This is a genomic window from Roseibium sp. MMSF_3544, from assembly GCF_030732845.1.
Lineage (GTDB): Bacteria > Pseudomonadota > Alphaproteobacteria > Rhizobiales > Stappiaceae > Roseibium.
Map to the genome: position 1 here is coordinate 65,499 of NZ_JASHKA010000011.1, position 14,222 is coordinate 79,720.

The following is a 14,222-nucleotide window of genomic DNA, read 5'->3' on the forward strand; positions in this document are numbered from 1 at the left end:
AGCCCGGTGGCAAATCGAAGCGCTGAATTCATACGGCGGGTCATGAATGGTCCTGTCGTTCCTGATTGCAGTCGAAGGGAAAACGGCCCCTGAAATCGGGCATAGTTGACTGTGCTTCGCCCGCAACGTCAACCGCACCGGCGGGTCAAGTTGCAGTCATCCACCAGGACCGCACGAACGATCAGGCTATCTGCAGTTTCCGAAATCGGAGCTGGCGATAATGCCGCCTTCCGGCGTCCGTTTCAGCGGTGCATTCACGCGCGCCGAAGACCGGCAGTCGCCCGCTGAAGAGTAGGATGGTGCCGCGTAATGGGGCGCCGCGTTTACACCGGACACCTGTTGCTCGCACATCTGATAAGCCATGTCGTAAAGGGCCTGCCAGCCCCCGGGAAGGGAGCCCATATTGTTGAGCACCCCAATTGCGCCGCCAGCGCGTGCTCCGCGTGCCGCGCCAGAACGGCCGGCCCATTCTCCACCGACGACAGCACCGGCCATACCACCGGAGACAGCATCTCCGACAACGTCGCCGTTGCCGACATAAGAATTGGCATAGTCGGTCGCATAAACCACGCAGTCGGTGCCGTCTGCCTGAGCCACTGGTGAAAAGAGCAGGGAGAGAACGGTGACGAGCGCACCGATTGCTGTCGCGAGCTGCTGAAACATTCCAGTCTCCTGTCAGGCATTCAACTCGACCTGCGGGACGAGACCAATAGGCCAGGAGGCTTATTCAGTCGAACTTACCGCAGATCGTCAAATGTGAGCCTATGAGACCGGGCTTAACAAGCCGCTACCGAATTTATTCGATTGCTCCTTGTTCGGGCGCTCGCTCGAGGAATTTCTGACCGACGAACCCGGTTTTTCCCTGATACTCAATTCCGCACCACCAGGTGCCGCACGTATTGAACCTGACTTGGGTGTTTTCCGGAATGACAGCAATGATCTGACCGTTCTTGTCCTCCGTCACGCGCATATTGAGCGAAGCCAACGTCTTGCCCGTGTTGGGGAAGGCAGCGTTTTCGGCCGAAACGTTTGCTGCAACATCGGAACCGACAGGTTTGTCGACAGCGGCACCCGTTGCAACCGGCTCGGCCTGCGTCGCATTTGGCCCGGTGCTCTCGGCAGAGGTAGCGATCACGTTTCCGGGCAGATCGACAGGCGCGGATGTGCTTGCCAAGACCGGGTAGGCGGTGCTTGCCGGATGCGGACCAAGGTCCGATTGGGTTTCGTTGGCAGGTTCAACCGCGTTCGCAGCGAGGGAATTTATCGGTGTATTCTTCGCCGGTGCCGCAAGTGTCACGGGTTGCGGTGCACTGGCGCCGCCGACAGCGAATGCGTTCTGGATCCTGTCCTTGGCCTTTGCAATCTGGGCTGCTGTCGCCGGGGGTGTTGTTGCAGATGGGTCAGTAACGCCTGCCGTTTTGAGATCAGGATCCTGGCTCGTGACCTGAGCGCTGCTGCCAGCTTCGACCTCGGGTTCGGCTGTAATCAGCTGAGTTTCAACGGCACGTGCAGCGACGTCTTCCTTTTCCAGCATTTCCGGAAGCCCAAGGGCGAGCGCGGCTCCGCCGGCAACCCCGATGAGCAGCGTGCTGAGAAGCAGGAACTTGAAGCTTGGTCCGCGCGCGGCTGATCCATTGCTTGGCGTGCTTTCTTCGGCTGGGGCAGCTGCGATGATGTCGTCTGCCGGGTGCTCGACAGCGCCTTCGTTCTTCTTGAGCACGCTGGGCATTTCAAACTGATCGTCTTCGTCTTCGACAAGCTTCGGCTGCCGAATTTCGGCGGCCTCCTTGTCATCCGCGGCGGCGTGCAATTGCAGGATTTTTGCCGCAAGTTCACCAGCGTCGATACTCTGGAGCGTTTTCTGAAAGTCGTTGCTTGTCTTTGTATCTGGAACAAGTCTCAGGTCGCATGTCGTCGGCTGTTCTTGTTTGTTGTCTTTGTTTTGGCCTGTTGGGGTATCGCAAGCATTGGCTGGCGCGGATACTGAATACATTTGGCCCTCCTGGTATTGCGGTTCGGGCACGCGCTACGCGGTCAACTGGTTTGGTTACCAGTGTATTAATCTTTGTTAATGCGACTTCACACAGGCCGGATTGCGGCGGTTCTTGGGAAATTGTCGTGAATTATGACAGGGATGTGATTTTGATGTGTCCAGCGTTTCCCGCGTTTGCAAATGCCTAACCTGTCTTTGCCATTCTGGGATTCGGTAAGGAGCGATTGGAGCAAGAGTGTACCGGATAGAATTCGGCGGCACCTTGTTTCGACGAACAGGCAAAGCACAATGATACGTGGGATCTTGTTGAAATCCGCTGGACTGCTGACCGCGCTGGGCACGATGTGTCAGGCCGCGATAGCGCAGGAGGTCCAGGAACTAAAAGTCGGCTTTATGGCGACGCTGTCCGGTCCCGCCGCCGTTTACGGTGAGCATATGCGGGACGGCTTCATGCTCGCGATCAACCAGTCCAACGGCGCGCTCGGGGGCATGCCGACCAACGTGATCGTGGTCGACGACAAGCTTGATCCCGACTATGCGGTCGAGCAGGCAACGAAGCTGATTGAGCAAAACGGCATCGACGTCCTCGTGGGAGTTAATTTTTCGAAGGTCATGCTGGCCGTCCACGATCCTGTTGTCCGTTCCAGGACCCTGTTCATCGGAACCAATTCCGGCCCTGCGCCGATTGCCGGCCGAAATTGCAGCCGTTACTTCTTCTCGACAGCGTCCCAGGATGATCAGGTTCACGAAACCATGGGACGATATGCGAGTTTGAAGGGTTACCAGCAGGTCGTGACCATTGCCCCCGATTATGAAGCTGCCCGCGATGCCATCGCCGCTTTTCGGCGGCACTTTAAGGGACAGATTTCAAGGGAACTGTTTCCAAAGCTCGGACAGACGGAGTTTTCCGACGAATTCAATCAGATTGCGGAAATCGAACCTGACGCAATTTTTGCCTTCATGCCCGGCGGGATGGGTGTTGAACTGGTCAAGCAATTCCAGACCTCTGGCCTGAAGGGGATCGTCCCCTTCCTGTCATCCCGAACCGTGAACGCGGTGACCTTGCCCTATTCCAAGGAAACAGGGGAGGGCTTGTTTTCAGCTGCGCATTGGGCACCGAACCTCGACAACCCTGCCAACAAGCGCTTCGTGCGGGAATTCAGCAGGGCGTATGAATACGCCCCGTCCATCTATGCCGCGCAAGGATATGACGCCGCCAAACTTATCCACTTCGCCTTGGAACTGACGGGCGGTGTCAAAGACCAGGAAGCGTTGCTTTCAGCCATACATGCAGCGCCCTTTGAAAGCGTGCGTGGTGATTTCCGGTTCAATTCAAACCAGTTCCCGATCCAGGATTTCTATCTCGTCGAAGGGGTCAGGCGCACCAGCAAACTCTATGAAATGGAAGCAATTGCCCGGGTGTTCGACGATGTCGGTGATGCCTTTGCCGGCTCGTGCCGCATGTGACGGTTGCTTTTCCGGAAGTACGAAACAGCTTTCTGAAACGGTCAGTCCATAAAGTGCCGTTCTAGGACTTGTATTTCGGACTGTGCAGTCCATATCAGTCCCATGACACAGACCGAATTGAAATCACGTGCACCGGAAAACCGGCCTTCAGGACCGGGACGACCGCGTAATTTCGACGAGGCAACGGCCCTTGAGTCCGCCTTGATGGTTTTCTGGACCAAAGGTTATGAGGCAACATCTCTGGAAGATCTGACAAAAGCCATGGGTTTGAGCAGATCGAGTTTCTACGCCGCTTTCGGAAGCAAGCAGGAACTGTTCATCAGAGCGTTGGATCACTATTCGCGCAATGGCCTGCGCAACCTGAAAGAAGTTGCGCAAACAGCCGAGGGCAATCCGATCGACGCGATGATGGAGGCTCTTTCGAACCCACAAGGCGGTTCGAAAGGGTGCATGCTGGTCAACTGCATCACCGAACTGGCGCCGCACGACAAGGAAGTCGCCGAAATTGGACGCCGACACCTTGAAAGCATTGAAGAGATCTTTGCAGGCGTTCTGGACCCGAACAATCCGGACGGCGTTCGAGACAAGGCACGTGCCTATTCATCGCTCGCTATCGGAACGCTGGCGCTTCGCAAGGCCGGAATACCGGCGGACCGTATTGCCGAGACTTTGAAACAAGCCAGAACAGTGCTGCCTGCCTGATGAAATAGCCCGTGCACAGAGCAAACGAAACGCGCTCGCACATCACGCATAAATATGGACTGAATGGTCCAATAATAAGGCCGAGTGGTCAGATGACAAAGAAGGAACCGAATATGTCTGAAGAAAAACTGTTCGCACCGGCAAAGGCCGGAGCCATTGAGCTGAAGAACAGGATTGTCATGGCACCCCTGACACGCAATCGGGCAAGGGCTGAAGACGATGCTCCTTTTGAAATCCATGCCGAATATTACGGCCAGCGCGCAGGTGCAGGCCTGATCATCACCGAGGCTTCGCAAATCTCGCCACAGGGAAAAGGCTACGCCTGGACGCCGGGTATCTATTCGCAGGCACAGATCGACGGCTGGAAAAAGGTAACGGATGCGGTTCACGCACGGGGCGGAAAGATCGTCATCCAGCTCTGGCACGTCGGCCGGATCTCTCACCCGGTCTTGCAGCCGAATGGCGCTGATCCGGTCGCTCCGTCCGCGATTGCGGCGAGGTCCAAGACCTTCGACGGAACACAATTTGTCGACACACCGTTGCCGCGTGCACTCGAGGTGCACGAAATTCCCGGCATCGTAGAGGATTACCGCAAGGCCGCCGAAAACGCGCTGAAGGCAGGTTTCGACGGTGTTGAGGTCCATGCAGCGAACGGTTACCTGATCGATCAGTTCCTGCGTGACGGCTCGAATGTACGCGACGACAGTTACGGCGGTTCGCTTGAAAACAGGACCCGTTTTCTGCGTGAGGTGATGGACGCGGTCGTGGGCGTGTGGGGAGGCGATCGTGTTGGCGTGAGGCTGAGCCCGTTCTCCAATGCCAACGACGTTGCCGACAGCAACCCGCAGGAGATTTTCTCTCACGCGATCAGGCTGCTGAACGCATATGGTCTTGCCTATCTGCACCTTGTGGAAGGCCAGACAGGTGGTCCTCGCGACATTCCGGAAGGTGGCGACCTTGCCGCGCTCTATGCGCTCTTCGACGGCGCCAGAATGGGCAACAACGGTTATGACCGCGGGTCCGCCATCGATGCCGTTCATTCCGATGAGATCGATCTTGTTGCCTTTGGCCGCCCTTTCATTTCCAACCCGGATCTGGTGGACAGGCTCGCCAAAGATGCTCCGCTCAATGCGCTCGACCCGGACACGCTCTATGGCGGCAACGAGAAGGGCTACACGGATTATCCCACACTCGCCGAGAGTTCGGTCGCCGCACAGTAGCGGCCACGTCTTTCAGGTTGTCCGGCATCCACCTCTCCAGGGCAGCCTGATAGTCAGCCGGTGCAGGTTATGCCTGCACCGGCTTTCTTTTGACTTGGCTGTCCCGTTCCTATTGTTTGGCGATTTTCTGATCAATCTCTTCCAGGAGCAGACCGCGCGTTTCCGGTGCAAACGCCCAGGCGTACCAGAGACCGAAGGCGCAACAGGCGGCGAAGATGCCGAAGGTGATGGCCTCGCCAAGGCTCGCAGCCATTGTCGGAAACAGAAACACGACCAGGAAATTGCAGACCCAGTTTGACAAGGACGCAATTGCCATGCCTTTGCCCCTCAATGGGAGCGGAAACAGCTCGGACATGTAGAGCCATGGAAGGGGGCCGAGACTGATCGCAAAGAAGAAAATGAATGCAAACAGTCCGACAAGCGTGAGCCAGGCGAGGTTGTTGACGTCCAGCTGAAACATGATGGCGATCAGGGCCATGCTCGCGAAGGCGCCTGCAAAGCCAAAAATGAAAAGTGGGCGCCTGCCGATGCGATCAACAAAGATCATTGCCAGCACGGTGACGCTGACATTCAGTGCGCCGATTCCGATCGTCGCGACCAGCCGATTGGTCAGAGCGCCAAATCCGGCATCGTCCAGGATACGGGGGGCGTAACTCATGATGACATTGATGCCGCTGAATTGCTGGAGAAAGAAAGCCAGGATCGAAAAGATGAGCAATCCGCGCAACGCCGGATCGCGGAACCTGCTCCAGCTTTCCGCTTGCGGGTCGCTCGGCCGGCTGTCTTCGATCTCCTTGACGACGGTATCGAGCCGCTCGTCACTGACTTCCGGCTGAACGGTCTTGAGGACATCGCGTGCCGCTTTGTCGCGGCCGGCCAGAACCAGCCAGCGCGGGCTTTCCGGGGCCTTGAGAATGCCGACAAGGCAAACGGCGGCCGGCACCAGACTGAAGCCAAGCATCAGCCGCCAGGATCCGGAATAGGAAAACGCCCAGTCGACGACGAACGCGGCGAGAATTCCGACGGTGATCATGAGCTGAAATGCCGAGACGACGGCGCCGCGTATCCGGGCCGGAGCAATTTCGGCAAGATACATGGGTGCGACGAGCGCCGAAGCCCCGATGGCAATGCCGATGACCAACCTTGCAAGGATTAGCGACCAGACACTGAACGCGGCGGCAGCGGCAAAGGAACCGGCAGCGAAAAGAAGCGCGCAAAAGATCAGAACGGGCCGGCGACCCAGCCGGTCGACAGTGATCAGGGCAAGCAGCGCACCAAAGATGGCTCCGAATGGAACCGCTGCGGTCATGAAGCCTTCACTCTGCGCAGTGAAGACGAAGTCTTTTTTCAAAAAGGGCAGGGCACCTGAAATAACGCCCTGATCCGTACCGAAAAGGAAGCCGAATATAGCGGCCAGAACAGCGATCAAAACAAGCAATGCGTCTCTCCCCAGAACGCGCCCAACCTTCCTGAACGGCCCGAGTTTTGGTCCCGGGCTCTTTCTGTTGGTCCATAACTTTCGCGCGATAACCCGCTTGGATGCAAGGTAAAAGGTTATGTCCGCAGGGAGTAATTTGGCGCTTGAAATCGCTTCGCGCACAGCAGTTTAGAAAGTGGATTCATTCATTTCGAGAGAGAACCGTACCGTACCGTACTCTTTTTCGGCAAACTGACCTTTCGCTCCGGTCAAAATCTGTCTAACCCAAAATCAAAGCAAATCCGGATGCGGATATCTGGCGGTTTTCAGCCGATGACAGGCACCTGATCCGATCTGGAATCCTAAAAGCGCAGGGAGAAACGAAGATGCCTCCGTATCGTTCGAGAACGTCGACACACGGCCGGAACATGGCTGGTGCGCGCGGCCTTTGGCGCGCCACTGGCATGAAGGACGATGATTTCGGCAAGCCGATCATCGCGATCTCGAACTCGTTCACCCAGTTCGTGCCCGGTCACGTGCATCTGAAGGACCTTGGCCAGCTCGTCGCGCGAGAGGTTGAAAAGGCGGGGGGCGTTGCCAAGGAATTCAACACGATTGCTGTCGACGACGGTATCGCAATGGGTCACGACGGCATGCTGTATTCGTTGCCGTCGCGCGAAATCATCTCCGATGCTGTTGAGTACATGGTCAACGGCCATTGTGCGGACGCCCTGGTCTGCATATCCAATTGCGACAAGATAACGCCCGGCATGCTGAATGCGGCCATGCGGTTGAATATTCCCGTGGTTTTCGTGTCCGGCGGCCCGATGGAAGCCGGCAAGGTGGTTCTGGAAAACGGCGTTGAGAAATCGATTGACCTGGTCGATGCCATGGTCGCCGCTGCCGACGACAACATGTCGGATACCGATGTCCTCGCGATGGAGCAAAATGCCTGCCCGACCTGCGGATCATGTTCCGGCATGTTCACAGCGAACTCGATGAACTGCCTGACGGAAGCGCTCGGACTGGCATTGCCCGGCAACGGTTCGACGCTTGCAACACATGCTGACCGCGAGCGCCTGTTTGTGGAGGCCGGCCATCTGATTGTCGACCTTGCGAGACGCTACTACGAACAGGATGACGAGAGCGTACTGCCGCGCAACATCGCGAGTTTCAAGGCATTTGAAAATGCCATGACCCTGGATATCTCCATGGGTGGATCAACCAATACAATCCTTCATCTGCTGGCGGCGTCCTACGAAGGTGAAATCGGGTTCACGATGGACGACATCGACCATTTGTCGAAGCAGGTGCCTGTCCTGTGCAAGGTCGCGCCGGCGGTTGAAAACATACACATGGAGGATGTCCATCGGGCTGGTGGCATCATGGCTATCCTTGGCGAGCTGGACCGTGCAGGAAAGCTGCATACAGATATACCAACAGTCCACTCGGCAACCTTGAAAGACGCGCTGGCGAGTTGGGACATACGCCAGACAAATTCGGACAGCGTGCAAGAGTTCTACAGGGCAGCACCGGGTGGGGTCCCGACGCAGGTTGCCTTCAGTCAGGAACGGCGTTGGCAGGACCTGGACCTCGACCGGAAATCTGGGGTCATTCGAGAAGCTGAAAACGCCTACAGCACAGATGGTGGCCTTGCGGTTCTTTACGGCAACATTGCCGAAGACGGCTGCGTGGTGAAAACGGCCGGTGTCGATGAGAGCATTTTGAGGTTCGTCGGTCCTGCGCGGATTTTTGAAAGTCAGGACAGCGCGGTGTCCGCGATCCTGACCAACAAGATCAAGGCAGGCGATGTGGTTCTGATCCGCTATGAGGGTCCGCGCGGTGGCCCCGGGATGCAGGAAATGCTCTATCCGACGAGTTACCTAAAATCGAAAGGTCTTGGGAAAGCCTGTGCGCTGATCACGGACGGGCGGTTCTCCGGCGGGACGTCGGGCCTCTCTATAGGACATATGTCGCCCGAGGCTGCAGAAGGCGGCGCCATAGGTCTCGTTGAAGAAGGCGATCCAATCGTCATCGACATCCCGAACCGTGTCCTTAAGGTCGATATTGCGGATAAGGAGCTGGCCAGGCGTCGTGCCGTCATGGAGGCCAGGGGCGATGCGGCATGGAAACCGCTTGAGAAACGCAAGCGCAAAGTCACCAAAGCCCTGCGCGCTTATGCGAAAATGACGACCAGTGCTGCCAAGGGCGCCGTCCGCGAAGTCGATTGACGGAATGGGGTGTGACCGACGATCAGGTGGGCCATTTGGCCCGCCTTTTTTGTTCAAGCCATTGCCTTTGCTGTCTTGCAACCACATAACCGGCTAAATCTCGTTCTTCCGGATTCGGTCTCATTCATGGATTCAATCACGCAATTTGTTCTCGGCGCCGCCGTTTCCACCGCCTGCCTCGGAAACAAGATCGGACCGCGAAAGGCAGCGCTCGTGGGCGGTCTGCTCGGAACTCTTCCGGACCTGGATGTCTTCATTCCCTTTGACGATCCGATCGACAGCTTCGTCTATCACCGCGGCTGGACGCACTCTGTTTTTGTCCATGCCCTGGCAGCGCCCGTTATCGGTGAGGTCCTCATGCGCTTGTTCAAGGGCTTGCGCGAACATCGCTGGTTGACCTGGTCGGCTGTGTTTCTGGTTCTATCGACGCACGCAATCATCGATGCAATGACGGTCTACGGAACCCGAATATTCTGGCCGGTCTATCCGGATCCGGTCGGGGTAGGGTCTGTCTTCATCATCGATCCGGTCTACTCAGTGCCTTTGATCATCGTTGTCATCTACGCGCTTTGCAAAAAGACCTGGACGACTCGCTTGCGAAACTGGGTCGCAGGTGCGCTCATGTTCACGACGGCCTATTTGGGCGTGAGCGCGGTGTTGCAGCAATATGTGCAGGCCCAGGCGCGAGAGGTTTTTCAGAACGAAGGCACTGAACCGGAAACCGTTTACGCCATCGCGGCCCCGTTCAATATCCTCTTGTGGAAGGTGATCGGGCTCAGGCAGGACCAATACCAGAACCTCTATTACTCTCTGCTCGACAGTGACGGTCCGCCGGAGATCTACAAGCATCCGCGTCATCCCGAGTTGTCTGCATGCCTGCAGAACACGCCGGCCTACAAGAAGCTCGCTTGGTTCAGCAGAGGGTTTTTCAGAACAGAACTGGTCGACCAGAAGGTGATCATGTCGGATCTGCGCATGGGCCTGACACCGGGTTACGCTTTCCGTTTCGTTGTCGGCCAGCTGGAGCAGCAAGAGGTTCGACCGGTCGCGCCGCAGCGCGATGCGGCGCTTGGCAGGATCGACGAAGACGACTGGGCCTGGTTTGTCGAAAGGATTCAAGGCCACCCGAGCGTACGAAATGCGGAAGCGCGATCGGAAACGTCTGAAGGCCTGGTGAAGGCCAGCGTCGAGCTGACATGTGGGTCAGGCGCAACGGGTGCTGTCAGCGGATAAAGGCCGAATTGGCCCAGCTACTGGCTCAAACCGGTTTCGGCGAGTGGGATCAACATGGTTTCGCTCAAGAGCGCATCCGGATCGTGGATCTCCGGAACCTGCTGACAGTCGACTGACGGTCCGTTGTCTTCCCCCTGATGCTCTTTCAGTGCAGCGCAAATCGGAATGGCCGCTTGCCTGGTGCCGCCGGAGGCAACAGTCATGACGTCCTGCAACGTCCCGTCCGTTTCCTGAAGAGCGAGCGCAAGGTGCTTTGCAAACAGGGAAATGGTCCGGTCCGCCGAATAGTTCGCGGTCTGTCCGGACCCTGCGGACGAGATCAGCGCTTCCGGCCGCTCTTCATGATCGACCGAATGCTTGTCGAGAAGATGCATGTTGACGGCATAGGAATTGTTGGTGTCGAGGACCAGGATCACTTCTGCGGCTGGAATGGTGTGCAGCATGGCTGCAAAGGCCGGTGCCGAAATCCAGGTTCCGTTGCCGATGGCTTCGGCTGCCGTTTCCGGACGTTCAGTCGCCCAGAACTCAAGAATGTAGCCGTTTTCGGCGTCGGGCTGATCGGAATCGAATTGGCCGAGCGGCAGGTTCGCATAGATGATCAGGCGGTCTTCCGGTCCGAGCCTGTTGGCCAGTTCCGTTGCCTTCATCTTGAGCGCAGAGGCACTGGCGCCCTCGTTGATGAGAAGATGTGTCTTGTCCGGTCCGGCATCCAGTCTCGGCCCAAGAGCGGCGACAACCTTTTCCAGGCTGTTGCGGCACACTTCCAGCGCCTGAGGGTGCCACGGCGGGCAGTTTCCGATGCCCACGATATGGTTCCGCAGAGCTTTCTCTTCCTGCGCGGTGGCATCGGAAAAAGGAGCCGCACCAAGAAGCGCACCCGTTAGCGCGAACACACCAAACGCCGCGCTGCAAAGCATGCGCAAGCGTGCAGGCATCCGATGGGCGCTACGTGTCATGTTTTTCTTAAGACCCTTTTGTCCGTACCTTGGTTATTGTAACGCCAGCGTGTGAAAACAGTGCAAAATCATTTTTGGAATTCAATAGAACGCCGTTGCAGTCTGTTAATCAACTTCCTTTTCGAACAAAAGAGTTTTGCCCGTGTACGGAATTAAATACCAAACGGTAATTCTCAAAGAGATAAACTATTTCGAATATCGAACCTCAGGTTCTGTCATCCCTGAAGTTGCTTCAGTTTTTCTACTATGTGAATTGTATCGTCCGTGAGTGTCCCGGTATCGGCCTTGCCGACAACCGTGACCATCTCGACAAGGTCAGGGATTGTGTCGCGGCCGCCCAGATGAACGGTTCGCTTTATCAAGCGGCGGATCATGTCGTCGGGATTGCTGCTTTGATTGGCAAGCCATTTGGAAAACAGGTAAAGGTCCTCGGCTTCGTTTTCCGAGACCTGAAAAACGGTTTGCAATTGATCAAGAATGGCGCCGTGTTCGGCTTGTGAAATTCCGCCATCCAGTTCAGCGGTCAGAACCAGGAGCGCTGCGGCGGAGACACGTGGATCGTCGACCCCTTCGCTGGGGTGCTGGTTGGCTCTGGTTTGAAATCCGAAGCGCCGCGCAGCCGCCTTGACATCGTGGGCAGCGTCCAGGGCGACGCGTGTCGTGTCGGCCGCCTGCCGGACGCGGTACATCCAGAATGCGGCACCTGCGAGCACGGCGAGAATTGCGAGCAAAATATGCAATGAAAATCTCCTTCAATCTATGCTCGCATCCTTAGCGCATAAATCGCAAACGAACCGTGACAAAATTTACAAGGCTTCGGTGGTCGCGTGGTTTTTCACGCTAACCAGCCGGGTAACAACATTCTCGATGATTTTGTGGCCTGCATCCTGATCGAGCGACATGATTGATTCCGGATGGAACTGGACGGCGGCAATGGCTTCTTTTTCGTGTTCGATCGCCATGACCACTCCGTCTTCCGTTTCCGCGGTCACCCGGATGTCGCCAGGCAATGTGGCGCGATCGGCAAACAGTGAATGATAGCGGCCGACGATCACAGGAGCGTTGAGGCCGTCAAACAGAAGCGAGTTGCCGGAAAGGCTGATCGGGGACGGCTTGCCATGCATCGGAATGTCCAGCTGGCCGAGCTCGGCACCGAAATATTCTGAAAGAGCCTGAAGACCGAGGCACACGCCAAAGAGCGGCAACTCGCGAGCGCGTGCGCGCCCGATTGTCGCCGCACAGTCGAAATCCTTGGGATTGCCGGGTCCGGGCGATAGGACAACCAGATCCGGGTCGACATCGTGAAAGACGTGGTCGGCGACCGGTGTCCGGTACGTGACAACGTCCGCACCGGTTTGGCGGAAGTAATTTGCCAAGGTGTGAACGAAACTGTCTTCATGATCCACGAGCAGGATCTTTAGGCCCTTGCCCGGCTTGTGGTCGGTCTTCTTTTCGGATGATTTCGTTGCAAGGCCGGCTTCGCGTACCGCGGCACGCATGGCTTCCGCCTTGAGTTCGGTTTCGGCCTCTTCGTCTTCCGGTACGCTGTCATAAAGCAGAGTTGCCCCGGCACGGATTTGCGCCAGCCCGTCCTTGATGCGAACCGTCCTGAGGGTCAGTCCGGTGTTCATGTCGCCGTTGAAGAGGACGGCGCCGATTGCACCGCCATACCAGGCGCGGGGTGACTTTTCGTGGTCCTCGATGAACTGCATGGCCCATCGTTTCGGCGCACCCGTCACTGTGACTGCCCAGGTGTGCGAAAGGAAGGCATCCAGTGCGTCCATGTCTTCGCGCAGTATCCCTTCAATGTGGTCCACCGTGTGGATCAGCCGGGAATACATTTCGATCTGGCGGCGCCCGATGACCTTGACCGAGCCGGGAACACAAACGCGGCTCTTGTCGTTCCGGTCAACGTCCGAACACATGGTCAGTTCGGCCTCGTCCTTGGCCGAGTTCAAAAGCTTGCGGATCTGGGCTTCATCTTCAATCGCGTTCTTGCCGCGCCGGATGGTACCGGAAATCGGGCAGGTTTCGACCCGGCGGCCGCCGGTAACACGCACATACATTTCCGGCGACGCGCCGACGAGATATTCCGCTTTGCCGAGATTGAAGAAGAAGGAATAAGGAGAAGGGTTGATTTGTGCCAGGCGCCTCGAAACGGCCGATGGCGGATTGGCACAGGGCTCATAGAACGTCTGGCCGGGGACCGTCTCGAACAAATCGCCACGGCGGAAGTAGTCCTTGGCCTTTTCGACCAGCCGGGCATATTCGCCCGGTTCGTGATCGCCGCGTCCCGGATCCGTGTTGGCCGGCATGTATGCGCGTTTTTCGCCGGTTCGTTCCAGCCCCTTCGTGGACTTGCCTTTCACGACGAAATCATATTCCAGCACATAAGCACGCTTGCCGTGGTGGTCGACGATCAGGATTTCATCCGGCAGAAACAGAACAACGTCACGCTGATCGTCCGGGCGGTCCAGTTTCAGATCGATCGGTTCGAACTGAAAGGCAACATCGTAGCCGAATGCGCCGTAGAGGCCGAGCTGATCATCGTCGCACGCAAAGAGGTCTTTCAGGGCGCGCACGACCGAAAAGGTTGACGGCTGCCGTGACCGTTCCTCTTCGTTGAAGAGCCTGTCGGGTTTGACAACCGTAAGGCGGATGTTTTCGTCATCTGCCTGGAACGTCTCGATCACGTCCAGGCCTTTCAGTGCGTCCGCAACTGCTGGGATGAGGATCCTGCCGCGGTTGTTCAAGGCGCGAATTTCGACGTTTCTGTCGGTCGCCTCCAGAACGAGCGGCGGATTGACAAGCGCCATGTCCCACCGGGTGTACCGGCCGGGATACTCATAGGAAGAAGACAGGACCGCGCCCAACTCGCTGTCCAGCCGGTCGATCCAGTCGGAGGTGCCGGTTTCATAGTCCGAGGCGCGTGAGGTTCGCAGGATCGTGATCCCGCTCTCCGTTTCGTAGGTCTGGTCTGCCAGTACCGGCATGATCTTTCCG

The 14,222-nt window shown here is 57.2% G+C and carries 11 protein-coding genes; 5 read left to right on the top strand and 6 right to left on the bottom strand.

Annotation, left to right across the window (positions count from 1 at the left end):
- Positions 1-186: 186 nt before the first annotated feature.
- Both RBB47_RS16940 and RBB47_RS16945 read right to left on the bottom strand, forming a co-directional pair.
- Complete coding sequence (locus RBB47_RS16940; protein WP_305987037.1) at positions 187-663, bottom strand: hypothetical protein; 477 nt, start codon at positions 661-663, stop codon at positions 187-189.
- A gap of 133 nt (positions 664-796) precedes the next feature.
- Positions 797-1,993 carry an SH3 domain-containing protein gene (locus RBB47_RS16945; protein WP_305987039.1) on the bottom strand — a complete coding sequence of 399 codons (1,197 nt, stop codon included), beginning with the start codon at positions 1,991-1,993 and terminating at the stop codon, positions 797-799.
- A gap of 288 nt (positions 1,994-2,281) precedes the next feature.
- Here RBB47_RS16945 and RBB47_RS16950 point away from each other — a divergent pair, with 288 nt between their 5' ends.
- The 3 genes from RBB47_RS16950 (at position 2,282) to RBB47_RS16960 (ending at position 5,382) form a co-directional block, all read left to right on the top strand.
- On the top strand, positions 2,282-3,460 hold the full coding sequence (locus RBB47_RS16950) for an ABC transporter substrate-binding protein (RefSeq protein WP_305987041.1): 1,179 nt from the start codon (positions 2,282-2,284) through the stop codon (positions 3,458-3,460).
- A gap of 102 nt (positions 3,461-3,562) precedes the next feature.
- Entirely contained in the window at positions 3,563-4,162 is a 600-nt protein-coding gene (locus RBB47_RS16955) for a TetR/AcrR family transcriptional regulator (protein ID WP_305987042.1), read from the top strand.
- Positions 4,163-4,275: 113 nt separating this feature from the next.
- Positions 4,276-5,382 carry an alkene reductase gene (locus RBB47_RS16960; RefSeq protein ID WP_305987043.1) on the top strand — a complete coding sequence of 369 codons (1,107 nt, stop codon included), beginning with the start codon at positions 4,276-4,278 and terminating at the stop codon, positions 5,380-5,382.
- 109 nt (positions 5,383-5,491) lie between these two features.
- Here the strand turns inward: RBB47_RS16960 and RBB47_RS16965 are convergent, their stop codons facing one another.
- On the bottom strand, positions 5,492-6,820 hold the full coding sequence (locus RBB47_RS16965) for a sugar porter family MFS transporter (protein ID WP_305987044.1): 1,329 nt from the start codon (positions 6,818-6,820) through the stop codon (positions 5,492-5,494).
- 365 nt (positions 6,821-7,185) lie between these two features.
- Between RBB47_RS16965 and ilvD the strand changes: the two genes are divergently transcribed.
- Positions 7,186-9,030: a dihydroxy-acid dehydratase gene (ilvD, locus tag RBB47_RS16970; protein WP_305987045.1), complete on the top strand. Its 1,845-nt coding sequence runs from the start codon at positions 7,186-7,188 to the stop codon at positions 9,028-9,030.
- A gap of 126 nt (positions 9,031-9,156) precedes the next feature.
- Positions 9,157-10,263: a metal-dependent hydrolase gene (locus RBB47_RS16975; RefSeq protein WP_305987046.1), complete on the top strand. Its 1,107-nt coding sequence runs from the start codon at positions 9,157-9,159 to the stop codon at positions 10,261-10,263.
- Positions 10,264-10,280: 17 nt separating this feature from the next.
- Here RBB47_RS16975 and RBB47_RS16980 read toward each other — a convergent pair whose 3' ends face one another.
- From RBB47_RS16980 to RBB47_RS16990, 3 genes are all read right to left on the bottom strand, one after another.
- Positions 10,281-11,219 (bottom strand): hypothetical protein, encoded by a 939-nt coding sequence (locus tag RBB47_RS16980; protein WP_305987047.1) that lies wholly within the window; start codon positions 11,217-11,219, stop codon positions 10,281-10,283.
- A 215-nt stretch (positions 11,220-11,434) separates the two neighbouring features.
- Positions 11,435-11,959, bottom strand: a complete 525-nt coding sequence (locus RBB47_RS16985; protein WP_305987048.1) for a TerB family tellurite resistance protein — start codon at positions 11,957-11,959, stop codon at positions 11,435-11,437.
- 66 nt (positions 11,960-12,025) lie between these two features.
- On the bottom strand, positions 12,026-14,212 hold the full coding sequence (locus RBB47_RS16990; protein ID WP_305987049.1) for an anthranilate synthase component I: 2,187 nt from the start codon (positions 14,210-14,212) through the stop codon (positions 12,026-12,028).
- Positions 14,213-14,222: the final 10 nt, after the last annotated feature.